The 25,591-nt window shown below is 57.5% G+C and carries 29 protein-coding genes; 15 read left to right on the forward strand and 14 right to left on the reverse strand.

Annotation, left to right across the window (positions count from 1 at the left end; translation table 11 throughout):
• Positions 1-69 precede the first annotated feature (69 nt).
• Together AAE514_RS07050 and dinB are read right to left on the reverse strand one after the other, a co-directional pair.
• Positions 70-495, reverse strand: coding sequence for an ExbD/TolR family protein (locus AAE514_RS07050; protein ID WP_347330824.1), 426 nt, complete (start codon positions 493-495; stop codon positions 70-72).
• 203 nt (positions 496-698) lie between these two features.
• Positions 699-1,757 (reverse strand): DNA polymerase IV, encoded by a 1,059-nt coding sequence (dinB, locus tag AAE514_RS07055; protein WP_347330825.1) that lies wholly within the window; start codon positions 1,755-1,757, stop codon positions 699-701.
• A 296-nt stretch (positions 1,758-2,053) separates the two neighbouring features.
• Here dinB and AAE514_RS07060 point away from each other — a divergent pair, with 296 nt between their 5' ends.
• Positions 2,054-2,842 (forward strand): hypothetical protein, encoded by a 789-nt coding sequence (locus tag AAE514_RS07060; RefSeq protein ID WP_347330826.1) that lies wholly within the window; start codon positions 2,054-2,056, stop codon positions 2,840-2,842.
• 51 nt (positions 2,843-2,893) lie between these two features.
• Here AAE514_RS07060 and AAE514_RS07065 read toward each other — a convergent pair whose 3' ends face one another.
• The 3 genes from AAE514_RS07065 to AAE514_RS07075 form a co-directional block, all read right to left on the reverse strand.
• The gene (locus AAE514_RS07065) at positions 2,894-3,679 is read right to left on the reverse strand and encodes a hypothetical protein (RefSeq protein ID WP_347330827.1); all 786 of its coding nucleotides are present in this window, start codon (positions 3,677-3,679) and stop codon (positions 2,894-2,896) included.
• A complete protein-coding gene (locus AAE514_RS07070) occupies positions 3,642-4,319 on the reverse strand; it encodes a flagellar brake protein (protein WP_347330828.1) in 678 nt (225 codons plus the stop codon). Before AAE514_RS07070 ends, AAE514_RS07065 begins: the two co-directional genes overlap by 38 nt.
• 316 nt (positions 4,320-4,635) lie before the next feature.
• A complete protein-coding gene (locus AAE514_RS07075) occupies positions 4,636-5,280 on the reverse strand; it encodes a cyclic nucleotide-binding domain-containing protein (protein WP_347330829.1) in 645 nt (214 codons plus the stop codon).
• Positions 5,281-5,589: 309 nt separating this feature from the next.
• Between AAE514_RS07075 and AAE514_RS07080 the strand changes: the two genes are divergently transcribed.
• On the forward strand, positions 5,590-6,792 hold the full coding sequence (locus AAE514_RS07080) for a TonB family protein (protein WP_347330830.1): 1,203 nt from the start codon (positions 5,590-5,592) through the stop codon (positions 6,790-6,792).
• An 86-nt stretch (positions 6,793-6,878) separates the two neighbouring features.
• Here AAE514_RS07080 and AAE514_RS07085 read toward each other — a convergent pair whose 3' ends face one another.
• The 4 genes from AAE514_RS07085 to AAE514_RS07100 form a co-directional block, all read right to left on the reverse strand.
• Positions 6,879-8,462, reverse strand: a complete 1,584-nt coding sequence (locus tag AAE514_RS07085; RefSeq protein ID WP_347330831.1) for a peptide chain release factor 3 — start codon at positions 8,460-8,462, stop codon at positions 6,879-6,881.
• 114 nt (positions 8,463-8,576) lie between these two features.
• Complete coding sequence (locus tag AAE514_RS07090; RefSeq protein ID WP_347330832.1) at positions 8,577-9,101, reverse strand: response regulator transcription factor; 525 nt, start codon at positions 9,099-9,101, stop codon at positions 8,577-8,579.
• On the reverse strand, positions 9,098-10,306 hold the full coding sequence (locus AAE514_RS07095; protein ID WP_347330833.1) for a sensor histidine kinase: 1,209 nt from the start codon (positions 10,304-10,306) through the stop codon (positions 9,098-9,100). The genes AAE514_RS07090 and AAE514_RS07095 overlap by 4 nt, the downstream gene beginning before the upstream one ends.
• Positions 10,293-11,693 carry an MATE family efflux transporter gene (locus tag AAE514_RS07100; RefSeq protein WP_347330834.1) on the reverse strand — a complete coding sequence of 467 codons (1,401 nt, stop codon included), beginning with the start codon at positions 11,691-11,693 and terminating at the stop codon, positions 10,293-10,295. The genes AAE514_RS07095 and AAE514_RS07100 overlap by 14 nt, the downstream gene beginning before the upstream one ends.
• A gap of 222 nt (positions 11,694-11,915) precedes the next feature.
• Here AAE514_RS07100 and AAE514_RS07105 point away from each other — a divergent pair, with 222 nt between their 5' ends.
• Positions 11,916-12,227: a helix-turn-helix domain-containing protein gene (locus tag AAE514_RS07105; RefSeq protein WP_347330835.1), complete on the forward strand. Its 312-nt coding sequence runs from the start codon at positions 11,916-11,918 to the stop codon at positions 12,225-12,227.
• A 2-nt stretch (positions 12,228-12,229) separates the two neighbouring features.
• Entirely contained in the window at positions 12,230-13,441 is a 1,212-nt protein-coding gene (locus AAE514_RS07110) for a type II toxin-antitoxin system HipA family toxin (RefSeq protein WP_347330836.1), read from the forward strand.
• Between the two features lie 3 nt (positions 13,442-13,444).
• On the opposite strand, the gene rimI is transcribed toward AAE514_RS07110, so the two are convergent.
• Positions 13,445-13,906 carry a ribosomal protein S18-alanine N-acetyltransferase gene (gene rimI / locus AAE514_RS07115; RefSeq protein ID WP_347330837.1) on the reverse strand — a complete coding sequence of 154 codons (462 nt, stop codon included), beginning with the start codon at positions 13,904-13,906 and terminating at the stop codon, positions 13,445-13,447.
• A 52-nt stretch (positions 13,907-13,958) separates the two neighbouring features.
• Positions 13,959-14,723: a hypothetical protein gene (locus tag AAE514_RS07120; protein ID WP_347330838.1), complete on the reverse strand. Its 765-nt coding sequence runs from the start codon at positions 14,721-14,723 to the stop codon at positions 13,959-13,961.
• Positions 14,724-14,915: 192 nt separating this feature from the next.
• On the opposite strand from AAE514_RS07120, the gene cysQ reads away from it, so the two are divergent.
• The 5 genes from cysQ (at position 14,916) to AAE514_RS07145 (ending at position 17,726) form a co-directional block, all read left to right on the forward strand.
• Entirely contained in the window at positions 14,916-15,686 is a 771-nt protein-coding gene (cysQ, locus tag AAE514_RS07125; protein WP_347330839.1) for a 3'(2'),5'-bisphosphate nucleotidase CysQ, read from the forward strand.
• Positions 15,687-15,690: 4 nt separating this feature from the next.
• Entirely contained in the window at positions 15,691-16,269 is a 579-nt protein-coding gene (locus AAE514_RS07130) for a sugar O-acetyltransferase (RefSeq protein ID WP_347330840.1), read from the forward strand.
• Positions 16,270-16,384: 115 nt separating this feature from the next.
• Positions 16,385-16,786 carry a nucleotidyltransferase domain-containing protein gene (locus AAE514_RS07135; protein WP_347330841.1) on the forward strand — a complete coding sequence of 134 codons (402 nt, stop codon included), beginning with the start codon at positions 16,385-16,387 and terminating at the stop codon, positions 16,784-16,786.
• Complete coding sequence (hepT, locus tag AAE514_RS07140) at positions 16,776-17,186, forward strand: type VII toxin-antitoxin system HepT family RNase toxin (RefSeq protein ID WP_347330842.1); 411 nt, start codon at positions 16,776-16,778, stop codon at positions 17,184-17,186. The genes AAE514_RS07135 and hepT overlap by 11 nt, the downstream gene beginning before the upstream one ends.
• A gap of 381 nt (positions 17,187-17,567) precedes the next feature.
• On the forward strand, positions 17,568-17,726 hold the full coding sequence (locus tag AAE514_RS07145; protein WP_347330843.1) for a hypothetical protein: 159 nt from the start codon (positions 17,568-17,570) through the stop codon (positions 17,724-17,726).
• A gap of 45 nt (positions 17,727-17,771) precedes the next feature.
• On the opposite strand, the gene AAE514_RS07150 is transcribed toward AAE514_RS07145, so the two are convergent.
• The 3 genes from AAE514_RS07150 to AAE514_RS07160 form a co-directional block, all read right to left on the reverse strand.
• On the reverse strand, positions 17,772-18,293 hold the full coding sequence (locus AAE514_RS07150; RefSeq protein ID WP_347330844.1) for a hypothetical protein: 522 nt from the start codon (positions 18,291-18,293) through the stop codon (positions 17,772-17,774).
• A gap of 121 nt (positions 18,294-18,414) precedes the next feature.
• Positions 18,415-18,564 (reverse strand): hypothetical protein, encoded by a 150-nt coding sequence (locus AAE514_RS07155; RefSeq protein WP_347330845.1) that lies wholly within the window; start codon positions 18,562-18,564, stop codon positions 18,415-18,417.
• A gap of 227 nt (positions 18,565-18,791) precedes the next feature.
• Complete coding sequence (locus AAE514_RS07160; RefSeq protein WP_347330846.1) at positions 18,792-19,280, reverse strand: pilin; 489 nt, start codon at positions 19,278-19,280, stop codon at positions 18,792-18,794.
• A gap of 474 nt (positions 19,281-19,754) precedes the next feature.
• Between AAE514_RS07160 and pilB the strand changes: the two genes are divergently transcribed.
• From pilB to AAE514_RS07190, 6 genes are all read left to right on the forward strand, one after another.
• The gene (pilB, locus tag AAE514_RS07165) at positions 19,755-21,482 is read left to right on the forward strand and encodes a type IV-A pilus assembly ATPase PilB (protein WP_347330847.1); all 1,728 of its coding nucleotides are present in this window, start codon (positions 19,755-19,757) and stop codon (positions 21,480-21,482) included.
• A gap of 5 nt (positions 21,483-21,487) precedes the next feature.
• Positions 21,488-22,765, forward strand: a complete 1,278-nt coding sequence (locus AAE514_RS07170; RefSeq protein ID WP_347330848.1) for a type II secretion system F family protein — start codon at positions 21,488-21,490, stop codon at positions 22,763-22,765.
• On the forward strand, positions 22,765-23,634 hold the full coding sequence (locus AAE514_RS07175; RefSeq protein ID WP_347330849.1) for a prepilin peptidase: 870 nt from the start codon (positions 22,765-22,767) through the stop codon (positions 23,632-23,634). The genes AAE514_RS07170 and AAE514_RS07175 overlap by 1 nt, the downstream gene beginning before the upstream one ends.
• A 5-nt stretch (positions 23,635-23,639) precedes the next feature.
• The gene (gene coaE, locus AAE514_RS07180) at positions 23,640-24,242 is read left to right on the forward strand and encodes a dephospho-CoA kinase (RefSeq protein ID WP_347330850.1); all 603 of its coding nucleotides are present in this window, start codon (positions 23,640-23,642) and stop codon (positions 24,240-24,242) included.
• 164 nt (positions 24,243-24,406) lie between these two features.
• Positions 24,407-24,982, forward strand: coding sequence for a hypothetical protein (locus AAE514_RS07185; RefSeq protein WP_347330851.1), 576 nt, complete (start codon positions 24,407-24,409; stop codon positions 24,980-24,982).
• A 93-nt stretch (positions 24,983-25,075) separates the two neighbouring features.
• A complete protein-coding gene (locus AAE514_RS07190; RefSeq protein ID WP_347330852.1) occupies positions 25,076-25,411 on the forward strand; it encodes a hypothetical protein in 336 nt (111 codons plus the stop codon).
• Positions 25,412-25,591: the final 180 nt, after the last annotated feature.

The raw sequence follows: 25,591 nt of genomic DNA on the forward strand, positions 1-25,591 counted from the left end.
CAGTCGCCCATAAAAAAACCACCGGCAAGCCGGTGGTTTTTTTATGGGCGGTGGAGCGTCCGACCGAGCTTATTGAGCGCGGGTCGCTTCCGGCAGGGGCACCAGAACCACACTCGGCGCATTGGCCGCTCGGGCCGCGTCGGCCACGGCCACATACGTCTTGGCATCGGCCCGCTCATGGGTACGGATAATAACAGTGGCCTCAGGCAACTCGGCGCGCATGCGCTCGATGTTGGAGCGAATCGCGCGGGCGTCTACCCGGCGCTGCTCAATCCAGACCTGATTATCCTGGCGAATATCCACCACGATATTGGGATCGGCATCTTCCGGCGGCGGCTGATCGTTTTCCTCCGGCACATTGGTGTCCAGGCCGACTTCTTTGACGAACGAGGCCGTCACAATGAAGAAGATCAGCATGATGAACACGACGTCCAACATGGGGGTCAAATCGATATCGTTACTATCTTCACTGCTACGGCTTTTCTTTCTTCTCACCGCACTTACTCCCGTTGTTATCTATCTGGAATCACTGGGTATCTGAAATCACGGGACGCCTCGGGGGACGACCCAAAAACAGACCCGAATACTAACAGCTTTTGCCACCGGATGACCAATGCTTTCTTGGTCCAGCCTGTCCATTTAAGCATTTTAGGGCGCCAAACCGGCGTCAAAACCCACTCTAAAGCCACAAAACGGCGTCAAGAGAAGAGATCGAGCTGGTAAAAGGCTTGATCTTCCCTCAAGTCCACAAAGCGCACCCCCAAGCCCAATAGGCGCACCGGCCTACCGCCCCGCTCGAAGGCCTCCCGGCAGAGCTGGCTATAGCCAGCAAGCCCCACTTGCGCCCCGGCCCGCTCGAGGGTGGTGGTGGTAAAGTCGTCGAACTTGAGTTTGACGAACGCCTTAACCACCCGGTATTCCCCCTCTACCCGACGCAAGCGACGGCCGAGCGACTGCAACAGCCCGGGCAGTTGCCCCAAACAGCGCTCCACATCGGGCAAATCCTGGGGAAAGGTGTGCTCGACACTGAGTGACTTACGCCGCCGGCTGACGGTAACCGCACGCTCATCCCGACCGTGACTGAGATGATGTAACCGCACCCCAAAGGCCCCAAAACGTTCGCTCAGCTCAAAGACATCATAGCGTTGAAGGTCGCCGCAACTGGCCACGCCCAGTTGCGCCAGGCGGTTGGCGGTGGCCCGCCCCACCCCCGGCACCCGCTTCACCGGCAGACCTCGGACAAAATCCGGCACCTGCGCCGGGGTAATGACAAAAAGCCCATCCGGTTTGCGCCAATCACTGGCAACCTTGGCCAGAAACTTGTTCGGCGCCACGCCCGCCGAGATGGTAATGCCGAGAGACTCCCGAACTCTTTCCCGAATGGCTTCGGCAATTCGGGTCGCACTGCCCTGGCAGTGTTCGCTATCGGTCACATCCAGAAAGGCCTCATCCAACGATAGGGGTTCGACTCGTTCGGAAAAGTCATAAAAGATATGGCGCATTACCAAGGAAGCGTCCCGGTAGGCATCCATACGGTGGGGCACAATCAACAGGTCCGGACAAAGGCGTTTGGCGTAGGCGGAGGCCATCGCCGAATGCACGCCATAGCGACGGGCTTCATAGTTGCAGGTGGAAATCACCCCTCGGCGATCCGAAGCGCCGCCAACCGCCATGGGACGATTGCGCAAGGCTGGATCGTCGCGCATCTCTATCGCCGCAAAAAAGCAGTCGGCATCACAGTGAATTATTTTACGCACGAAGCGTACCTTTGATTCGCCAAACAACTGTGATTATATACAGAAAACGCCATTCCCCGCCACGGCAGCGGAAAATTTCCGGCCAAACTTAAACCGCCCGGCTTCGTTGAATTGTTACGTATAATTGGAAAAACCTTCTCCAAAAACCCTCTTTTTTTACCAAAAGCGGCTTTTTTTGGCGATTTTGCAATAAAAACCTTGAATTTTTATCCCAAAGTTTTAACTTATCACCTGTTTGTAATTCGCTGTCCCTTTTAACCTTTTCTTTTCTTCCAAAAAAATAAAGGAAGCAAACCATGGCTGCACGCAAAACCAACGCCGTTGATTCGGTCGCGCAACTGGAAAAAGAGCTGGCACAAGTCAAAGCTCAACTGGCAAAAGCGCGCGCGCAACAAGAACTCGAAGCTCAAAAAATCGTGACCGCCCTCAACAAGGAAACCACCAAGGCCTCTACCAAGGCCAAAGCCGCCCGCACCAAACTGGCGGCGGCCCGGAAAAAGAAAACCGCTGCGGGGGCACGTCAGGCCGAAAGTGCCAAGGCGACCCTGGAGACCGCCAAGGCCGCCCAGGACGCGGCGAAAGCCGAGCTGGCGACCGCCAAACAGAAGTTGGCCGATATTAAAGCCGATAACAAACTGGCTTCAGAGCACGCCAAGGCCGAAGCGAAGGCCGAAGCGGCCATGGCCAAAGTAAAAAAGGCCGAAGCTCGCAAAGAAGCCGCCAAAGCCAAGGCTGCCGCCAAGAAAGCTGCGGCGAAAGCCAAGGTAAAAGCTAAGAAGGAAGCCGCCCGCGCTCGCGCCGCGGCCAAAAAAGCCGCTGCCAAGGCAAAAGCGAAGGCAAAGAAAGCCGCCGCCAAAGCCAAGTCAGCGACGAAAAAGAAAACTACTACCCGCAAAAAGGCCACCACTAAAAAGGCGGCCACCAAGAAAACCACCGCTCGCAAGAGCCCCGCCAAGAAGGCCGGCGCTAAAAAGAGCACCGCCAAGAAAGCCAGCACCAAGAAGCGCGCCAGCAAAAAAGCCGCCACCAAGAAAACCGGCACTCGCCGGGGCCGGCCGCCGAAGAAGGCGCCTGCCAGCGCTTAAACGTCGCTTAGCGGTTTAACGAAAAAGGCTCCTCTCCAGGGGCCTTTTTTATTACTCAGAAGGCTTTTTCGCCTCGCCCGCCTCTCTCCTGGGCCCTATGTCCAATACCACTTCCCCCTCCTCCCGCTGGCACAACACTCGATAGCGAAGCGCCTCGCCATAGTAGCTCTCGGCGTTAAAATCGATGGTGAAGGTCAACGCCGGGTGGGTGTCCAGCCGCGGCTCATGGGCCAATTCGGGCTCCGGCATGGTTTGAGTCAACCATTCCAACGCGCGCATGCCTCCCACCCGAGCTTTCAACTTTTCAACGCATTGCTGCCATAACGCTTCTCGCCGGCGGTGTTCTTCTTCCCACCAACTTAACCACTGCCGCCGCTCCTGGTCGGCCTCCTGGCGCCGCTGTTCCAGCTCCGCAAGCTCACGCTCTTTGCGTTCGCGCTCCTTTTTTCGCGCCTGGGCCTGCTCGTACTCCTTTTGCAACTGCTCGAAGGAAACCAACCCGCCGGGCCGGGCGTCATCGACTTTTTTAAGCGTCGGCCCATCAACCATCACGCTAAAGGTTTTGTTCTGTTCATTGCGGCATTTAAAGGTAAACACCGGATGTTCCGCCGTGGTTCGCCCCAGGTGGGTAGTCCCTTCAATAAGCTCTTTACAGCGAGGGGACTGCTCTACCAACCGGGCCGCATCGTAAAGCCGAGGGAGGTGGCGCAGATAGGACTTGGGTACCCACAGCTGCTCCAACTCCACCGCCATTAGCGGTGGACTGAGCAGAAGAGTCGCCCAGAGTACGCCGGCGAGACTAGAGGGCAGGAAGCTGTTCTTGAGCGAGCTGGGCATAGACATAAGCGGCCAACGTCAGACGGTGAGCCTCATCGGTAGCGGTGAACTCCATCCCGTAGACAACGGGCATCTTTTGCTTCTGCTCCTGAGTGCTGCGCTCCACGCGAGAACGTATGACCGCTTCCAGCGACAGGTCTCGGTGTAGCCCGGCCACATCCACCTGCCCGGTCAGGGTGACTTTATCGCCAATATCGCCAAGCACTTGGTCCAATTCCAAGCGTGCACCGGAGAGGCTGATATCCACAATATGTGCCTGCATTTCGCTGGTTTCGAGGCTGCTTTGGTTGAGCGCGATCACCGGCAGGTCCACCTCTACCCGCGCCGACTGGCGGATACCTTTAAAACCGACTTCTTCGGGGTAGTCGAGGTGGAGCAAGGGGTAAGGCTCCGTCGCCTGGGTTTCGACCGTGCAGGTAAAAACCCCTACGCCGCTGGAGACCATCATTCGAGCCACAACCTGTTGACCAGGGCGCAAGCGCAGAAACCGACCATTGACCCGGGGGACGGTAATCATTAACGCGCGGCCGGGTACGGCGCCGATGAAGCGACTGGGATAACGTTCGGATTCGCCCGTATCGGTCTGCACCTGCAGCTGCAGCGGATAACCGGGGCGAAGCTTCAAATCTTCAAAATTCATAATCGTCCTGAGACGCGAAATGACTGTGATGATAGCCCGCGGAGCGATACAGCGCAGCGATGCTCGACAACCCCACAATGGGGACTTCGTTAATCATAGCAAACTTGACGCCCCAAACCTCCGGTCCCTATCGCGATGCACCACCGACCAACGGACCTTTATACCAACAAACTCATTTCTCGGAAATTCTTATATCAAAAACGCGTTTAAGGGAAACGCTGGCTTTAAGGGCCCTTATATTAAAACTCCGTACATCGGCGATTTCTTATATCAGAGGACGCTATCGCGACGAGTTCGCTATTGAGACGTTAGACTGTTAACGCCCCGACGCGCCGAATTCGCCATTCCACTCAAGCAGCAACCGAGCCAAGGCTTGAGCTTGGGCGTGAAGCGCCGCCAGTTCTTCCCGCGTGTCCTTGGGGCCTGTATACAGCTTCACCTGGCGGTGGCGGTTGGCGAAGCTGTGCTGAGGGTTCTGGGACCGATACACTTCAAGCTTCCATCGCAGACTGTGCACGGTGTTGCGGTAGTAGGCCAGTTTCGTCGCCACGCTGATTGGCCGCGAGGACTCCAGATCGGAAAACCGGGAAAAGTCGGAGGCCAGGACCACCACTTCCCGGCAGTGAGGGGCTGCACGTAAGGTTGCGGTACGCTCATGGCCGATCAGCATCGCCAGGTCCCCGAAAACCTCTCCGGGAGTAATCTGGTTAATCGGGTCTCCCTCGCCGAGCTCATCGGGGTAAACGTCAAGCTGACCCTTGAGCAGAAAATACAGCCACTGGTCCTTCTCTCCGCGCTGCAGGACCCGCTCTCCCGGCTCAAAGTACGCGATATGAGCCTGCTCGAGCAGTATTTCGAACTGCCAGTCATCCTGCTGTTTAACGGTCTTATAAAAAGGAACGGTGAGCAGCCAGCGCTCAACCGTCTCTCGAGGAAATTTATGCAGCGGTTTTATTTCCATAGTGTCGGTAATGGTAGCCCCGGCGGCACTCACTCGCCATTATTATGATCATCGCGTCCTACAATTGTCGACGCTGACACGAGCCGGCATCATAGCCTTGTGCACAAACCTCTGACAACCACCGAAATCCCATGTTGAGAGTTGTCGCAGGATGTGGCATAAATGGCACTAGGATCAATCCATTGGACCCATCCAGCGCCCCTCAGTTCGCCCATTGAGCGAGCGTTTGTCGTATGATGGGTCGATAATCGCCCGTCGAAGTGCGGAATTACGGGACGCACATAATAAAATGCCTTGTGGGATTCGCTTATGTTGAAAGCCTCGTTCTCCTCAGTTTGGGTCGCTGCCGCCTCGTTATTGTTGGCCGTCAGTGCTCATGCTACCTCTACCCTCAATGGCCTAGCTTCGCATCAGGAGCTGGGGGACGAACAGTTTATCGGCGCCCTCTTCCTGGAGTCCTCCCAGGATAGCGCCAACGCCGTGCTCAGCAGCGACGGCGCCAAGCGCATGGAAATGCGGATTACCTCGAACAATGGCATCGCCGCCCGCCGTTTCAGCCGTATGTGGATTGAGGGGGTCTCGATCAACAATAGCGGCAGCGCCCTGACGGAGCAGGCGGACAACATGGTGGAGTTTTCCAACCTGTTCCGGGGCCGCTTGCGTCAAAACGATATTGTGGCCATTACCCAGGAGCCTGGAACGGGCGTCACCATTGAGCTTAACGGCGTAGAGCTGGGCGTGATTGAGGACGAAGCCTTCTTCGATATGCTGGTAAGGGCCTGGATCGGCAATGTGCCTCTGTCCTCCACTTTCCGTAAGAACCTGCTCTCGCCGGGGGACATTGCTTCGGATTTGCGCACGCGTTTTAATGCGATTGAGCCCTCGGAGTCCCGCATTGCCACCATTGAAGAATGGACCCAACCGAAAGAGGAAGAGGAGGAAGAGACCGAAGTGGCCGAGGCAGGCGGGCAACCCTCTGGCGCCGCAGCGGCGGCCGCCACCGCCGCCACGGCGACAGCCCCTCGGGTTTCCCTAGCGGATATGCCGCGCGCCTCTGTGGACCAACCGGAACCTGAGCCTGAGCCCCAACCCAAGCCGGAACCTGAACCGGAGCCCGAACCCGAACCGCAGCGCACCGCGGCGGCCACCCCGGCCCCAGAGCCTGAGCCCGAAGAAGAAGAGGAAGACCAGGAGCCGCTGCTAACCGCCGAATCCCTACGTGCGCAGCAGGTGTACTTCTCGGATCTGATGCGGACCATTTTGAGAAATACCGCCTATCCCCGGCGCGCCCTGCAGCGGGGTCAAGAGGGTGAAATCCGCGTGGCGGTAGTGATTGAACGGGACGGCAAAATCACCAGCATGGAGATGCTGGAAGAGTCTTCCCATGCCCTGCTCAATCGCGAGGCGGAGCGGGCCATCAGAGAATCGGCGCCCTTCCCGGAGGTGCCCGAGGCGATTCGGGGAGAGAATTACGAGTTCTCGGTGCCGTTTACCTTCGTGCTTCCGGACTGACGCGAATAAGCTCCCAGTCACCACCAAAAACGGCGCCTACTGGCGCCGTTTTTGGTTCAGAGCGACAAGGCCTTCCGCCGGCCCCGTCAGTGTTCCCGCGTAGCCCGCAACGCGACATCCGGGTAGCGCTCCTCGGTCAACGACAGGTTCACCCGAGTCGGAGCCAGGTAGGTCAGGTAACCGCCCCCGTCCAACGCCAGATTGTTGGAGCATTTGCGCCGAAACTCATCCAGTTTCTTCGGGTCATCACATTCGGCCCAGCGCGCCGTAGCGACGTTGACCGGCTCGTAGATGGCCTCCACCTTGTATTCGTCCTTCAGCCGGTAGGCCACTACCTCAAACTGCAGCACCCCCACGGCGCCGACCACAATATCGTTGCTATCAAGGGGAAAGAACACCTGGGTGGAGCCTTCTTCGGAGAGCTGCTGCAAGCCCTTCTGCAACTGTTTGGTTTTCAGTGGGTCCTTCAGGCGAATCCGGCGGAACAGCTCCGGGGCGAAATGCGGAATACCGGTAAACTTGAGCGGTTCACCCTCGGTGAAGGTATCGCCAATCTGAATGGTGCCGTGGTTGTGCAGGCCAATGATATCCCCCGCCAGGGCCTCGTCCACGGCACTGCGATCACCGGCCATAAAGGTGACCGCATCGGCAATTTTGACGTCTTTGCCCAGTCGCACGTGCCGCATTTTCATACCCTGGCTATAGGTGCCGGAGCAGATGCGCATAAAGGCGATGCGGTCCCGGTGCCGGGGGTCCATATTGGCCTGGATTTTAAACACAAAGCCGGAGAGCTTTTCCTCGTCGGGCTTCACTTCCCGCTCATGGGTTTCCCGAGGCTGGGGTTTGGGTGACCATTCGACAAAGTGGTCGAGCATTTCCCGCACCCCGAAATTGCCCAGCGCCGTACCGAAAAACACCGGAGTCATACGCCCGGCCAGATACTCTTCCACATCAAACGGCGGGGTGGCCCCGCGCACAAACTCAATCTGTTCCAGAATGTCGTCGTAATCATCGCCCAGCAGCTCGATCGCTTCGGCGCTCTCCAGCCCCTGGATCTGAACATCCTCTGGGATGGTATGCCCCTGCCCTTTGCGGTACACATGGATGGTGTCGGTATAGAGGTTGTACACCCCGGTGAAGTCCATCCCCATGCCCAGCGGCCAGTTGATGGGCGCGGCGGTAATTTTAAGCACGGACTCAATTTCATCCAGCAGGTCCACCGGATCCCGCGCCTCGCGGTCCAGTTTGTTGATGAAGGATAAAATGGGCGTGTCGCGCAGCCGACAGACATCCATCAGCTTAATGGTCCGGTCCTCGACACCCTTGGCCCCGTCCAGCACCATCAGGACCGAATCCACCGCCGTCAAGGTTCGATACGTGTCCTCGGAGAAGTCTTCGTGCCCCGGGGTATCGAGCAGGTTGACCACCCGCTCCTTGTAGGGAAACTGCATCACGGAGGAGGTCACGGAAATTCCGCGTTCCTGCTCCATGGTCATCCAGTCGGACTTGGCGTGCGGCCCACGTTTACCCTTGACCGAGCCGGCCTCCTGGATTGCGCTGCCGAACAACAGGAGCTTTTCGGTAATGGTGGTTTTACCCGCATCCGGGTGCGAAATAATGGCAAACGTACGTCTGCGCTGGATCTTGTCGGCAAAGGTGCCTGATGACATAGTCGATCGACCTCGGTCTTGCGCAAAAACGCGCATCATACCTCAATTCCCCCAGCCTGGCAGCCAGCGCACTTCGGCGCCCGCTCAGGTGGCATCTCGGTTTCCCATGGGTGCCTAAAACGGGGAGTGCTTCTTGAGCTTGCGCTGGAGAGTGCGCCGGTGCATGCCCAGGGCCCGGGCAGTCAGGGAAATATTGCCGTCGTTCTCAAGCAAAACCCGCTGGATGTGCTCCCACTCGAGCTCCGCCGGGGTGACCCGACGGGCCGCCTCCGCCGGCGGCGAGCTCGGAGCGGCGTCATCTCGGAGGACCGCCAGCAACTGGCTAAACGCCACCGGCTTGGCCAAATAGTTGGTGGCGCCGCGCTTCATGGCTTCCACAGTGGTCGCGATACTCGCATAACCGGTCAATACCACCAGCTGCGCCGGCTGGAACCGTCGGTTCAGACGCTCAATAGCCCCCAGACTGGATTCAGGGCCCAGCATCAGATCCAGTAACACCACCTCCACCGCTTCTTCCCCAAACGCTTCGGCCGCCTCCAGCGAGGCAAAGGCGGCCACCCGAAAGCCCTCGTGCTCCAGGCGGCGGCTCATCAGCTCCCGAAACACATCGTCGTCGTCAATCATCAGCAGCGTGCTCACGGCTCGCCCTCCACGACCGGTAAGGTTAGACGGGTACGCGTTCGAGCGCTGTCGGCGGACCAGAGCACTCGCCCGCCGAACCGCTCCAGGGTGGCATGACTGACTCGTGCCCCCACCCCAAAACCCGACGTACTGGGCACAAACTCCGCGCCCAGCCGAGTCTGTAACTCGGGGCTGAGGGGCTGGCCATCATTGTCGATATCCAACAGCCAATGCCCGCCCTCGATTCGGCTACTGACCCACACCTCGCCCCCCGCATCCAGGGCATTGTGCAACAGGCTCAAGACCGCCGGTATCAAAGTGCGATCCGCCCGCACTCGACGCCCCTGCAGCGGGGCGGAGTCGGGCCAGTGCACCTGATCCCCGGGGCGGGTAATGGCGAGGGTCTTTCGCAGGGAGGCCTGCAGCGTCTCGAGCGAGAGCAGTGTCAGCCGTCGCTCCCGTACATCCTCGGCGATCACCCGCCAGTCTTCCAATAAGCCTTCAATGCGTTCGAGCTGTTGCGACATAGTCGCTCGCACGCCGGCTGTCTTCTCCGAAGCGCTGTTCGCAAGAGTGTCATCCAGCTCCTCCAACAACAGTCGAACGGACTGGACCGGCGTTGCCATTTCGTGAGTCAGCTGCGCCGCCGCCGTGCCCACGGCCAATAGCTGCTCGTCCCGAAGTTGCGCCTCCCGCAGCCGCTGCAAGTCGGTCTCGCGCTGGCGCAGCTGGCGGCGCAAGTACAAAAGCGTGAGGGCGAGCAAGACCGCCGCAATCACGAACCCCATCACCATGGCTTCGAAGTGGCCGCTCATCCCCCCGTGTCCGGCGCTCATCTCGGACATGGCGTTCAATTGCGCTAATTGGCAAAGAATGCTGACCACCAGCAGGCAAGCGGCCAACCCCGGCGGTAAGGTCAGAAACGCCAGTGCCAAGGGGATCAACAGCAACGCCGAGAAGGGGTTGGAGGCCCCGCCGGTGAGCCAGACCACGGCGTTCCACAAAAGAATATCCAACAGCAGGTGCAGCGTCAGGCGGTGGTGCTCTCGCCGGGGCCGGGGCACAAACGAGAACAGCTGCACCCCGAGCGCCGCCGCCCAGAGCCATAGCCAGGCGCTCCCCGGCGGCAGCCCATGGCGGGCAACCGGCACCGCCAGCGCGGCCAACAGCAGCCAGCGAACCCACTGGAGGTACTGCTCCGGACTACGTTCAGTGGGCGTCATGGCTGGCCTCCAGGGGCTTAAAGGGGGTCTCGGCCCGCTCTTGCGTTTGCACGGTGCGGATGTGGCGCCGCAGCCAACTCCAAGCCCACAGCCCTACCAGGGCATTGGCCAGTGCCGCAGCCACAAAAATGCCTTCCAACCCCCACAGCCACTGTCCGAGAAAGGCCAGGGGCAGAAACACGTACACCACCCGCCCGGCGGACAAGACCATCGCCGGCATCGGTTTACCCAAGCCGTTAAAGGCGGCATTGACCGACATTACAATACCGTAGGCGCCATAACTGAAAGGCACCGTGGCCAGATAAAAGGCCGCTACGCCGAGAACTTCCGCGTGTTCACTGAACAAGCCCGCCAGTGGGCGGCCAAACAGCCACAACAGCACCGCCAGCAGAAACCCCAACCCGAGGCAGAAGAGCGTCAGCACTCGTAGCGCTTCGCTCAAGCGCTGGGTTCTCCGGGCGCCCAGGTTTTGCCCGAAAAAAGGCCCCACCACCCCCGACAGGGCGTAGAACGCAATCAACATGAGCGGTTCGATGCGCATCGCCACACCGAGCCCGGCCACCGCATCGGCGCCGTAACGGGCCACCATCATGGTCACCACCGCGCTGGCCAGGGGAACAATGACGTTGGCCACCATCGCCGGCAGGCCCACATGCACGATGGTCAGCCAGGAGCGGCGCAGCGCCGCCCAAGCCACCCAGGGGTAGGTCAGCAGCCGAACCCGGAAGGCGAGAATATAGAAGGCCACCAGAAAGGTCAGAACCCGCGTGACCAGTGTGGCCAGTGCCGCGCCCTGCAGCTCCAACGCGGGAAAGATCCAGAGCCCAAAGATGAGCACCGGATCCAGCAGGGCGTTAAACAGCGCCGCCGCGCTCATCAGGTACCCTTGGATATGGCTCATCCCTAAAGCACGAAGGGCGGACAGGCACACCATGGGCACCATCAGAAAGGGGGCGCTGATAAACCAGATGGACATGTAGTCGCGAATCAGCGGGCGCAACTCGGCCGACGCCCCGAGGAGGGTAAAAAGCGGGTCCATCAGCAGCCAGCCGAGCAGGCACATACCGCCGGAGACCAGGAATGTCAGGCTAATGGCGTCGGTGGCCAGACGGCGGGCGAGACCGGCGCTGCCTTCCCCGATCGCCCGGGAAATGGCCGAAGAACTCCCCGCCCCCAGCCCAATGCCAAGGCTGGTAATAACCATAACCACCGGGAAGGTAAAACTCATGGCCGCCAGTGGCTGGTTGCCCAGTTGGGCCACGTAGAAGGTATCCACCACGTTGAATGACATGGTGGCCATCAGGCCCCAGACCATGGGAAGCGCAAGCGCGCGCAACTGCCCGGCGACAGGTCCTTCGGTCAGTGTTGCGGTCAGCGGTCGCGCCATTAAAGCCCCGTGTTCCGGCCCCCTTAAAAGGCGGATGATTTGAAAGCGCAACAGTATAACTGATTGGACTACTGTTCTCCGCCCTTCTATGTCAAGATATAACTATGCCTATAAAGGTATAAAATATTTGATTAAGTGCCTTTATAGGGTTATAAATAGCCCCTAAACCAACGCCGTAAGACTATTGGAGGATTTGCCGCCACTGGCAGCGAACTGACTATTATGCCCAGAGCCGATTACCAGTTGGGGTTATCTGAAGAGGCGCTGAGCGCCTTGCATATTTTGGCCGCCAATATAAAGGAAGCTCGCAAATCCCGAGGCTGGACCATTGAGGAGGCCGCCCGACGCTCGCTCCTATCCATCAATGCCTACCGCAATGCGGAAGCCGGGAACCCGGGCACCGCCATGGGCGTTTATCTGGCGGCCCTGGATACCGTTGGCTTGGCCGACGGCCTGGCCGATGTCGGCGCGCCGCACAGAGACGAAACCGGACGACGCCTGAAGCACGTCAGCTCCAAACTTCGGAAGAATTAACGATGGTTAAACCATTTCTCAGCGCCTACGTATTCACCCGCCTCGCTTCTGGGGCTCAAGCGAGAGTCGGCGAAATCTCCGCCGACGGGCCTGTGGGCACGTTCCGCTATGATGAATCTTGGCTTAAACAGCCCGACGCCTACCCCCTGGACCCGGAAAACCTGCCACTGGGACCTGCGACCTATCGGACCAGCCACCGCAAAGGCGTTTTTGGTGTTTTTACCGATGCTGGACCAGACGACTGGGGGACCCGTATTTTATTGATGCATCACAACAGCGCGCCTAAAAACGAAGTGGAACGCCTGCTGCGGACCAGCGGAGGAGGCGTGGGCGTACTGGAATTCAGTCTTTCTCGAACGGCATCGCGCCCGCCCTCTCCAGTACCCGACGTCTCGCTTCTGGATGAACTGTTACTAGTGACGCAAAAAGTATCGGCCCGAGAAAGGCTGACCGAAGAACAGCTGGCGCTGATTGAGCCCGGCTCCAGCATGGGCGGTGCCCGTCCTAAAGTCGTCGTCCGGGAGGGGGCCAAAACCTGGCTAGTGAAATTCTCTCGCGCCGGAGACGCGGTTGACCTGCCCCGCTTGGAATACGCCACCATGCGCCTTATGCAGACCGCAGGCTTCCACGTTCCCGAGGTGCGTTTACATGAGCTGGGGAGCGGTCAAGCCGCCTTTATGATACGGCGCTTTGACCGGCTTCCAAGTCGCCCGGTGCACTTTATTTCAGCCAACAGCCTGTTTCACCTTGAGCGGCTTCGAACCGTGCGAGACTCGCGCCACAACCCCTTTAGCTACATCAATCTTGCCCGCTTGCTCCGGCACCATGCCTCCGCGCCCGAGAAAGCCTGCCGGGAATTATTTCGACGCATGGTCTTCAACATCCTCATTGGCAACACTGACGACCATGCCAGAAACCATGGGTTGATTTATGATATTCGGGCTCAAACCTGGCAACTGGCACCCGCCTACGATGTGCTGACTACCATCGGTGGAGAGCGGGGGCGTCAGGCCTTGGGAGTCGGCGTGAACGGCGGCGAGAGCACAGAGACCAATGCCCTGTCCTATTCAAAGCTATTCATGCTGAACGACACTACCGCCAAAAAACTCGTTGCCGAGACAAAAACCCTTGTCGAAACGCTGCCGGACGCGCTCAGAGAGGCGGGGCTGGCACCCGCAGACCGGGACCTGGTTCAGACGTTTTTAAACGTTTGAACGTCAGGAAAGCTCCCGAGCGAGAATCAGCGCGTCTTCGCGGCCGCGCTTACTGGGGTAGTAGTTGGGTCGCTGGCCCACTTCAAAGAACTGCTCACGCTCGTAGAACTGGATCGCATTGCGGTTGGACAGGCGCACTTCTAGAAATAGCATGCTGGCATAAGGTTTTACCTGTTCCACCGCCAGTGACAGTAAGCACTCCCCCACCCCCTGACGCTGGTGCGACGGGGCCACGGCGATGTTCAACAACTCCCCGTCGCCGCCGGCCCAGGCGACCACCACAAAGCCCACCACTTGGCCTTCGGCTTCCGCCAGCCAGCAGTGGTGCCGGCCGTCCAGGCAGTCCTCATAGCTGGAACGACGCCAGGGGTGGGTCTGTACCTGAGCTTCCAGCGCCATCACCGAAGCAATGTCGCCCGCTTCAAGGGAACGAAAATGCAGCCCGAGGCCGGCGCGTGTCTGCACGGAAAATGCTGAGAAGTTAGGATTTTTCATCGTCACTTAACTGGGAGCCGTGTCAGGGAGTCATCGGAAGCCATGCTTGAAGCGCCTGCCACAGCGAGCGCTTGCGCGCCGGATCCCGCAGTAATTCAATCAGGCTGGGCGCCACCAGCGCGGACACGTTAAACCGAGAAAGCGTCTGCACCTGCCCCAGCGCCTCCGAGTAGGACTGGCCTTCTGGAAGGAAGTAGCGTGCGGCGTTCGCCCCCATCAGCAGCACATAACGCACGGAGCCAGTGGCCAGCTCCGCCTCCAGCCAGGTGTGCAGCTCCGCCCGAGCGTCCTCGGCGGTCAGCCGCACCGCCGGGTTGTTCACCAGGGGCCAGGGCAGAATTTCCTCGATCACCCGCTGAGCGTCATGGGGGCCGAGGGCGTTGAGCAAGTTGCGCAGCAGACGGTCCGTGGGGAAGGCTGCTCTGGGCTCCCTCGCATCCAACACCAACACCGGCAGGGGGGAGCGCCAGATGCTCAGGGTAAACGGCGTTACCGGCTCAGCAGGCTCGACAGCGGGACTGGCGGGTTCGGGAGTCGGCTTTTCCGGCGCGCGTTGCCGACTAGGCTCCCGCCGCATACCATCCAGGACCTCGGACACCGGCGTCGGCGCCACTGACTTGGGGGCCGGGGCGGCCTTGTCCGAAGCGGGCGCCACCTGGGGCTCAGGGGCAACCTCCTCCGGCAACGGGCAGGCCCGAGGTTCGGGCGCCACGGTCAGCAGCCAGCGCGGAACATACTGCTCCACGCCGAGGGCGTCCAAATAAGCCTGCCGCTGGTATTCGTTCATAGTTGCCCGTGCCGGTGAAATGAGGCGGCTATTCTAACAAAGACCGACCCCAACGTATGCAGCCTAGGCATGTTTCGGGCCGGTCGGACTCCGTGACGGTTTCCGGTATACTCCCCCCATCGACGGACCGGCGTGACGGCGGTCTTATTCTCTGCGATGAACCACATCACCGATGGAGCACTCGACAACGCTATGACAGCCATCCCCTACCAAGACATTATCAAAGCCGCCCAAGACGCCGGCGACGCCATCATGGCCGTATACGCCCGGGATTTTGAAGTCTATCAAAAGACCGACGACAGCCCCCTGACCGAAGCCGACCTGGCCGCCCACCGGGTGATCGTGGAAGCGCTAGAGCGGCTCACGCCGGAGCTGCCCATTCTCTCGGAAGAAAGCGAAAACGCCCCCTGGGAAGAGCGCCAGAAATGGGACCGGTACTGGCTGGTGGACCCCCTCGACGGCACCAAGGAGTTTGTGAAAAAGAACGGCGAGTTCACCGTCAATATCGCGCTGATCGACCAGGGCGAACCCGTCTGGGGCGTGGTTCACGCCCCCGCTCTAGGCAGCACCTACCATGGTGGCACCGCCACCGGCGGCGCCTGGAAGATCAGCAACGCCGAGGAGACCGCCATCACCGCCAGCCCCGCCCCCGAGGGCAAAACCGGCTGGCGCCTGGTGGGCAGCCGCTCCCATCAGAGCGAAGCTTTCAAAGCGTTCGTGGCCAAGTTCGACAACCCCGAAATCAAAAGCGTCGGCAGCTCCCTAAAGATCTGCCTGATCGCCGAAGGCGAAGCCGACCTCTACCCACGTCTGGGCCCCACCTGCGAGTGGGACACCGGCGCCGCCCACGCCGTACTGCTCGGCGCCAAGGGCCAACTTAACGTGGCCGAGACCGACAAGCCCCTGCGCTACAACCAGGAAGACTCGGTACTCAACCCCTTCTTTATCGCCAAAGGCCAATAAGCCGGTGACGGACGCCCCGAGCGAAAAAGAAAAAATGCTCCGCAGCGAGCTATACGACCCCCGGGATCGACAGCTCGTCCGGGAGCGCCGCCAGGCCCGTCTGCTGTTCGAGGCGCTCAACGCCAGCCGCGACAACGAAACAAAAAAACGCCGCCAGCTCCTAAAGGAGCTGATTCCCCAAGGCGGCGACAGCGTCTGGATGCAACCGCCCTTTTACTGCGACTACGGCAGCAACATTACCCTGGATGAAAACGTTTTCTTCAACTTCAACTGCGTTATTCTGGACGTAGCCGAAGTACGCATCGGCGCCCGAACCCTGTTCGGACCGGCGGCGCAGGTCTACACCGCCACCCACCCCATGGACGCCCAAGAGCGCGCCAGTGGCCTGGAGCTGGGTTTTCCCATCACCATTGGTGAGGATGTGTGGATTGGTGGCGGGGCGATTATCTGCCCCGGCGTGACGATTGGGGATAGGAGTGTGATTGGGGCGGGGAGTGTGGTTACGAAAGATGTGCCTGCTGATGTGTTTGCGGCGGGGAATCCTTGCAAGGTGGTTCGCGAGCGCGCAGCCGGCGCCCGTTAACGGCCCCTCGATCAAAGCAAGGAGGTGCTGCCATACTTGACTGACTTGTACCTACCACAGCTCAGGATTAGACTTAACACTCAGGAGACCGCCACGCAACGCCGGGTACTCACTTATGCCGAATAGGTCGAACACTCTGAACATGTTGAAGCAGCGGCTGGACGCCGATGCTTCAGCCTTGGAAATCGGTGTCCTGATTGGCAGCCACGCTCGCGGGCAGGCGCGCGCCGACAGTGATTGGGACTTTGCCATTCAGTGGTCTCGGGAAATTTCAGACCCGTGGGAGCAGTTGAAGAAGACCGAAGCGCTGCGACAGCAGCTTGCCAACTGGCTTGGCACCTCACCTGACCAAATTGACCTGGTGGACATCCCCTCAGCCCGGTTAGCCATAAGAGCCGCTATTGCCGAAGAGGGGCTACCTCTAAAAGGGGACGACGACCTCCCCTGGTTCCACTTCCTGAGCCGTACCTGGCGAGAATTGGAGGAATATTACTGGGACGATATTTATGCGGCTTGAGCTCTACTTACAGGAAACGGCAACCCAAGCCGAAAAACACCGGCGCCTGTTGGAAAGCGCGGCAACGCGCCTGGAAAACGGCTCGCTGTCCGAACTGGAACAGCAGGGCGTACTTCACAGCCTGCAGGTGATTATCGAGAATGCCATCGGCAAGGCGAGACATCTCTTAAAAGCGAACCAGAAAAACGTCCCCGTCTCTGCCTATGATGTCATAAGCGCAGCGATGGATAACGGCTTGCTACCAAAAGATCAAAGCTCTGAATGGGCTGCCGTTATTGGCCTCAGAAACCGGATCGTTCACGACTACCTCAACGTCGACTTTGCCGTTATCGAGGGCCTGATGAAGGAGAAGCGATACGCATTCGTATTGGACTTTTTAACCAGGAGAGAAACGGCCTGACAACACTAAAGAGAAGGCATATCGCCCCCAGCAGAAAGCCACCACCAAATATCCAAGCCACTATTTCTAACATAAGAGTGATTCCTCAACTTCCAACCTGTATAGGCCCGATGATTGAGCCGCTACGGCATATGCCTTAATTCAACAGGCAATTCCCCCGCGACCTCTTGAATCAAGGCCGCTGGCCACTGCAAGCGGAGGCGGTGGGGTTCCCCCCTGAATAAAAGAAAACATCTTCCGCTTCGGGAGAAGTTTCCAACTTTAGCACTATTGCCGTGAAAATGTATCCCACCAGTTAAGCAGCCAGAAAATATGGAGCCCCCCTTGAAGCAGGGGGTTTGACGCACCTGACCAACGTCAGTAACGTTCAGGAAACCTGGAATGAGGAGATTTTGGTGGATACACGGCGTGATGAGCCAGAATACTCGTGTTGATGAGGTCAGGGCACTGATGCAGACAGCGACCAAAATGACAACGGTCGATACCCCGGAGGGCACGGCCGCCATGGCTCAGTTACGAGCCTCGCTAGATCCGATGTAACCTACGGCAAAAGGGTAATGCCCCTTTTTGCGTTTTTTGCGGCTACTAGGCCAGCTCAGCCCGATTCCGGCGACGGGACAAACCCAGCCCGGCCAGACCGATCACCATCAACCCCAAAATGCTGGGGCTCAGCACGCTGACGGTATTGACGCTGAGAATGGAATCGCCCAGCCAGAAGTCCCCGGTAATCGACTTGACGGTCACACCCAGATAGCCATCGGCGTTAATGGATGCCAAGACCTCGACCTCGAGCGCACTGGAAAAGGCGCTACCAAATAAGGACATGCCACCCGTGTCGAAGTCAAACTCCTCGACAATAAACAGAATCGACTCGCCAAAGAACCATTCGTCCAGGCCTTTCTTGTCATCGGCCACCTGAATCTCAAGGGTTCCACTCAAGGCGCTGCCCAAGACAAACCCTTCATCATTCAAATTATGGCTGTAGGAGTACTCGTCCCCCCAGTCGATAAACTTTTCTTGCTCCACAGTATCCGTAATCAACCCTGCTTGCGCTGTACCCGCCAGCAGCCCGACGCTAAGCAAAGCACTTCCGAGTAACTTTTTCATAAGGTTCTTCCTTTAATTAAGGCATGGATTTAGAGCATTGGGCAGACCATGCTCAACAACACCCCGTGGCTAGCAACCTACGCGCCACAAAAAATAGCCTTCAATATCAATGGGATAAGAGTCACTCTGGTTTCAGGCCAAAAATGTCGTAAAGTTTTTCGACGATAACGACGGGCAACAATTGTAAGTCACATCCAGCTCCCTGGTGAGTCACGCGCAGACGGTTTTCAGGGGGAGGCAACAGGCTATTAGCAAGACCTGCAGAAGCCATGAACACCTCCTAGCTACCACGGCGATGAATGCTATGCATGGCGTATCGCCAAGTTGCGGATGAGTAAGGTAAGACTGTCCTCCGCTCAGCTGGGGGGAGAGGGGATCTTCTTCCAGGCAACTAGGGCTGTCGGCATCGCCGGGCATAAAAAAGCCAGGCCTCTTGGGGCCTGGCTTCTTCTATTAGCAAACCTCTTAGGCTTGCTCCATCACGCTACCAGAATCAACTTAGCGCATGCTGGGACGGAAGGCTTCTTCAACTGTACCGCCAACAATATCCCAAGTCACAACGCCTTGAGCATTCATGGTGCCTTCAAAGACCACTGTCTCGGCCGCCAGCGGCGCCGGAACACTGGCATTGCCAGTACCACAGTCTCCATCAATGGCTTCACCATCATCATAGAAAGTGGTTGTCAGAGTAAGAGGATTGCCAAAACCCGTAATTGCGTTAGTTTTAGTAATTCCCGAGCAAGTATTTGCTTCAGAACCATCCTCAAGGGTTGGCAGATCAGCGTAGGCCGCAGGCATGGCTCTGTTGATCTGTGCATACTCCGCTACGGCAAGCTGGATCGGACGGATCGCACTCGGTGCGTCGGTCGCTGCAGCCCGGGCCGTGTATTGCTGATACTGCGGGATAGCAACAGCCGCCAAAATACCAATGATCGCAATAACAATCATCAGTTCGATCAATGTAAAACCTTTTTGCATCTGTTTCATATGTTGTCTCCGCTTTTGGATAATTACAGACAGAGTAAATTCAGCAATAGCCATGCCAACTTAGGGGATTCCCACATCACATCGGAAAGACTGGGCTGAGTACCACGAGACGCGGGGGCCTAAGGGTTGAACATCAGAAATATGCAGCCACCTCTGACCCTCTTTGTCACCAACTGACACTTTTTGTCACCGCGGGCGCGCAACAAAATGTCACTCCAGCGTTTGTGCGACCTGTATGAACCAAAAAAGATGTCTAGAAACCTCCCGATGAGACACAACTCACACAACGAGAGTTCGACTCAGGTTCCTTTCAAATCACCACACTAGCCCAGGCTTCGCTAGAATTGTAGATATCCCATACACTTATCGTATACAGTTAAGACTCTGTTTTGACTTTGGCGCCAGCTTCCAGTAGAACCGACTCGGCAGCCATAGCCATGCTAGAGAATAAAAGCGTCTGGAAATCAAGTACTTATGAATACATCCGCCTCCACTCTCAGTGGTTTAGCCCGCCGCCTGGTACAGGATGGCCTGCTGGACCCGGAACTGGCCACCCAGGCTCAGACCCAAGCCACCCGGGACCGGGTGCCCTTTGTACAGCATGTGGTCTCCCAGCAAATTATCGATGCCGCCACCGTTGCGCGGGTGGCGGCCGACGAGTTTGGAACACCGGTGTTCGACCTGGACAGCCTGAATCCGATCTCCATTCCGGCCAAGCTGGTCGACCAGAAGCTGATACAGAAACACCACACTTTGCCGCTGGTGAAGCGCGGCAACCGCCTGTTTCTGGCCGTGGCGGACCCGACCAACCTGCACGCGCTGGATGAAATAAAGTTCAATACCGGCCTGAATACCGACCCCATTTTGGTTGAAGCCGACAAGCTCACCATCGCCATCGACCGCTACGTCAATGCTCAGGAGGAGTCCATCGGAGATGCGCTGGGGGGGCTTGATGACGAGGCGCTTGACGGCCTGGAGACCGAAGGCGGCGACACCGAAGCGGCAAAGGACGAACCGGGCAAAGAAGAGGACGAAGCCCCCGTTGTCCGCTTTATTAACAAAATTTTGCTGGACGCTATTAAAGGCGGGGCCTCGGATATTCACTTTGAGCCCTATGAAAAGGTATATCGGGTCCGGTTCCGGACCGACGGTATTCTGCAAGAAGTCGCCAAGCCCCCGATTACCCTGGGAACCCGCCTGGCCGCCCGCCTGAAAGTGATGTCTCAAATGGACATTTCGGAGCGGCGGGTACCCCAGGACGGCCGCATTAAAATGAAAATCTCCAAAACCCGGGCCATCGATTTCCGGGTCAACACCCTGCCGACGCTATTCGGCGAGAAGGTGGTCCTGCGTATTCTCGACCCCAGCTCGGCGAAAATGGGCATCGACGCGTTGGGGTATGAGGATTACCAGAAAAAGCTATTTATGGATGCGCTGGCTCAGCCCCAGGGCATGATTCTGGTCACCGGCCCGACGGGCTCCGGTAAAACCGTCTCTCTGTATACCGGCCTCAATATCCTGAATACCAGCGAGCGCAACATTTCCACGGCGGAAGACCCGGTGGAGATCAACCTGGAAGGGATCAACCAGGTTCAGGTCAACACCCGAGTTGGCCTGACTTTTGCTGAGTCTCTAAGGTCTTTCCTCCGTCAGGACCCGGACATTGTTATGGTAGGGGAGATTCGGGACTTGGAGACAGCGGAAATCTCCATTAAGGCGGCCCAGACCGGTCACTTGGTGCTATCGACCCTTCACACCAACAGTGCCCCGGAAACGCTGACACGCCTGCTCAATATGGGCGTACCGGCCTTTAACGTGGCCACCAGCGTGAGCTTGATTATCGCCCAGCGCCTGGCGCGGCGCCTGTGCAAGAACTGTAAAAAGCCGGCAACGGACATTCCCGATGCCGTTTTGACCGAGGAAGGCTTTGATGAGACCGGTATTCCTCGTAACGAGCTGGATCTGTACCACCCCGTCGGTTGTGCCCAATGTACCAACGGTTATAAGGGCCGTGTGGGTGTCTATGAAGTAGTTCGCATCACTCCGACCATCTCCAGCCTTATAATGGAGGGTGGCAACTCCATACAAATTGCCAAAGCCGCCCGCGAAGCGGGCTTTAATAACCTGCGCGTTTCCGCCCTGCGCAAAGTCGCGCAAGGGCTGACCAGCCTTGAAGAAGCCAACCGAGTCACCAAGGATTAACGCTTATGGCCACTACCGCCCAAGCCAGAAAAACGTCGCCCACGGCTGCTCGCAAGAAGCCCGCTGGACCTAAGGTACCGACTTCTACAACCTATGTTTATAAAGGTCTAGACCGAAAAGGCAACAAGATTCAAGGAGAGATCGATGGAAACAGCCAAGCGATAGTCAAAGCTCAACTGCTAAAGCAAGGTATTCGCGCGAACAACGTTCGGAAAAAGCCCAAACCTCTGTTCGGTGGGGGTGGGAAGAAAATTAAACCCTCTGACATCGCCGTTTTCTCTCGCCAAATGGCCACAATGATGAAAGCGGGGGTTCCGCTGGTGCAGTCATTTGAAATCGTTGCCGAAGGGCTCGACAATCCCAACGTGCGCAAGTTGGTGTTGGAGATTCGTGAAGATGTGGCGGCTGGTGGCGGTTTTGCAGCGGCCCTCAGCAAGCACCCCAAATATTTTGATGACCTTTTCTGCAATCTGGTGGAGGCTGGCGAACAATCTGGTGCGCTTGAGACCATGCTGGATCGGATTGCGACCTACAAAGAAAAAACGGAAGCGCTAAAAGCGAAGATCAAAAAAGCCATGACGTACCCTATCGCGGTAGTTGTGGTTGCAATAATCGTCACTGCGGTGCTGTTAATCAAAGTCGTACCCGCGTTTGCCGAGACATTCACCAGCTTCGGGGCTGAACTGCCTGCCTTCACCCTCTTCGTTATGGGGATGTCAGACCTGATGATTGCCTATTGGTACTACGCCTTGCTAGGCATTATTGGAGCAGCGTTCATATTCAAGGAGGCTAAAAGACGGTCAAAGGGCTTCGCTTATGCGGTGGATAAATACGTCCTGAAAATACCGATCGTCGGCCAAATTCTTTACCTGTCGGTGATGGCCCGTTTTGCTAGAACACTTTCCACCACTTTCGCCGCTGGTGTGCCGCTAATTGATGCCCTTACATCCGTTGCCGGAGCTGCAGGCAATCGGATTTACAGTGACGCCATTTATAGAATCCGCGAAGACGTATCTACCGGTCTTCAGCTCAACACCGCTATTCGAGCCCAAAAGCTGTTCCCCTCGCTTCTCATTCAGATGGCCGCTATTGGTGAGGAATCCGGTGCGCTAGACGAGATGTTGGAAAAAGTAGCGATTTATTACGAAAATGAAGTAGACAACATGGTCGACAGCCTGACCTCTCTGTTAGAGCCTATCATCATGTCCGTCCTCGGCGTTCTGGTCGGCGGGCTGCTGATCGCCATGTACCTTCCAATTTTCCAAATGGGCAACGTTGTATAGTGTATTCATTCACCGAAGTCTTTGCTTTATATCCCTCCGTGGCGCTTATCAGCGCCACAGTTTTAGGGCTACTGGTCGGCAGTTTTCTGAATGTGGTGATCTACCGGCTACCCAAGATGCTTCAGGCTGGCTGGCGCGAGCAATGCTGTGAGTTGCTGGAGCAGGAGCCGCCCGAGCCCAAGCGGTTTAATCTGGTCACCCCCAATTCCACTTGCCCCCACTGCGGCCATGGCATCACGCCCTGGGAAAATATTCCGGTGCTCAGTTACTTGGTTCAGCGGGGTAAGTGCACAGCCTGCAAGGGCAAAATTTCCGCTCGCTACCCAACTATCGAGTTGGTGACGGGGCTGCTCAGCCTGTTTATCATTCATCGGTTCGGCGTCACGTGGGAAGGCGGGGCGGCGCTGGTGCTGACGTGGTCGCTCATTGCCTTAACCGTGATCGACTTCGACACTCAGCTCCTGCCGGATGCGATTACCCTGCCCCTGTTGTGGCTCGGTTTGATTGTGAACCACCTGGGCGGTTTTGTAACGCTAGAGGATGCTCTGTGGGGCGCCATTGCCGGTTACCTGTCGCTCTGGTTGATTTACTGGAGCTTCAAGCTGCTGACCGGTAAGGAGGGCATGGGCTATGGCGACTTCAAACTGCTGGGCGCGCTCGGCGCTTGGTTGGGCTGGCAGATGCTGCCGGTGGTGGTGTTGCTCTCTTCCTTTGTCGGCGCCGCCATTGGAATCGGCATGATGCTGATTCTCGGGCGGGACAAAAACATCCCCATGCCCTTTGGGCCCTATCTCGCGATCGCCGGCTGGCTGGCCTTTATCTGGGGCGACCAGATGGTCCGGCAATATCTGCAATTCTTCGCCCTGTAGTCGTTATGGCAAACCTGATTGTTGGGGTGACGGGCGGCATCGGCAGCGGCAAGTCCGCCGTCATGCGGGCCTTTGAGGAGCTCGGCATCGTCGCGGAGGATGCCGATGTCATGGCCCGGGTGGTGGTGAAGCCCGGCAAGCCCGCACTGAAAGCGATAGCAGCGCACTTCGGCCCCGAGGCAATCTCCCCCGACGGTTCCCTTAACCGCCCCGCCTTGCGCCAGCTTATTTTCTCCGATGCTGATGCCAAGCAATGGCTTGAGAACTTGCTTCACCCGCTGATCAATCAGGAACTGGAAGAGCGGCTCGCGGCGGCGACCAGCCCTTACGCCTTGCTCGTATCGCCGCTGCTCTTTGAAACCGGGCAAAACCGCCTGGTGGACCGCGTTTTGGTGGTGGATGTACCAGAAGCCGTGCAGCTTGAGCGCGCCAGCCAAAGGGATGGGGGGGACACGGAGCAGATTCGGCGAATTATAGCCAGCCAGATGAATCGGCAGGAGCGGCTCGACCGGGCGGATGAAGTGTTGGATAACAGTGGCGACCTGTCCGCGATGCTGGAACAGGTGGAGCGGTTGCACCAGCAGTACTTGGAAATGAGTAGGCGGTGAAGTAATGGATGGTAAGGTAGCGCACTTCGCCGCAAGATGCGTCGGGCCGAGGCTGCCCTGCGCGTCATAACCAAAATGTGATTTGAATCCCAAAAAACATTCTCGTTTTGGTATAAAGTTCATGATTTACTGGATGCACCACCCCCCTCAGACAGGAGTGTCATATGAATGCCAAAGCTTCTCCACTAACTTATCTGAAGGAACTACAACCAAGTTCTGGAAAGCATCTACCTAAGAATGTCCACCACATTATCAAACTCAACAGAGAGCCGATGAGTTTGGTTCGCCGAGAGCTTGTGGCGAACGGTCAGTTTAATCTTCTTCCCAAGAATGATATTTCCCACCCTTCAGGTCAGCAGTCTGCAAGAAAATCCCATGTCTTCCCGCAGGTCGGAGAGGACTCCAACCTTATGGCCTTAAATCACGCGCTCTCAGGCGGAGACAGCTACCCGATCTTAACCGCAACTTTGGGAGTAGGCGCGGGCATAGCGTCGTTTGGCGCCGGCCTGGTGTTCTCTGCAGCAACCACTGCCGTCAGCCTCAATCAAAGAAGCCATAGAATATTGGCTAGACCCGGAGATGAAATTTGGAACGTTGAGGAGATCGGGAAAGTATCGGAGGGCGGCGCTTCCAAAGTTATCTATGTATCGTCGTTTTTCATTGTCGACCCCTATAGGGAACAGGCCCACGGTAAGGGGTGGCTTATTCATGAGGAACGGATGGAGGTCAAAGCCGATTAATTCTTCTCTGGTAGGCTGCAGTGGACTTGTTATGGTTGCCTCAGTCCATTAAGGCATTTTAAAAAACCTTTTCTCTTCTTGGGATACCGCATTATGTATTCTCGCTATCTGCTGGTTGTTATCGCTGCCCTGTTCTCCTCGGCTTGCACCTCATCGGAGTCAACGAGCCAATTTGATGGCCTCTGTAAAGTCTATGAAGACGCGCTTCAAAAAGACGTTTCTACTACGGAGAAGTGGGGGTTAATTATTAACCAGATAGAAACCGCTTTTCCCGAGTTTTACCAGCAGAACTATGTCTACATCATGGATATGGACCCGAACCAGCGGTACGACGTTTACAAACGTTTGGAGGAGGAGGTCGAGGGGAGTGGGGATTGGGAGTGTCCCGCGATGAGGGCGTTTTTTAGTGAACTGGAGTCATCAAAGTGAAAAGACCTGTAAATTCAATGGGTTATCGGGAACCATGAACCATGTCCTTTAGGCATAACTGCACTCGCCCCCTCCGCTCCAGCCCTCTTCTGTTTTACTCGATTTAGCTATGTTGGCAGGTGGCGCGCTTCGCGCTTACGCTGCCCTACGTAGTTGGCCAACTCTACGATGGTTAACATA

The sequence above is a fragment of the Marinimicrobium locisalis genome, from assembly GCF_039822625.1.
GTDB classification, from domain to species: Bacteria; Pseudomonadota; Gammaproteobacteria; order Pseudomonadales; family Cellvibrionaceae; genus Marinimicrobium; species Marinimicrobium locisalis.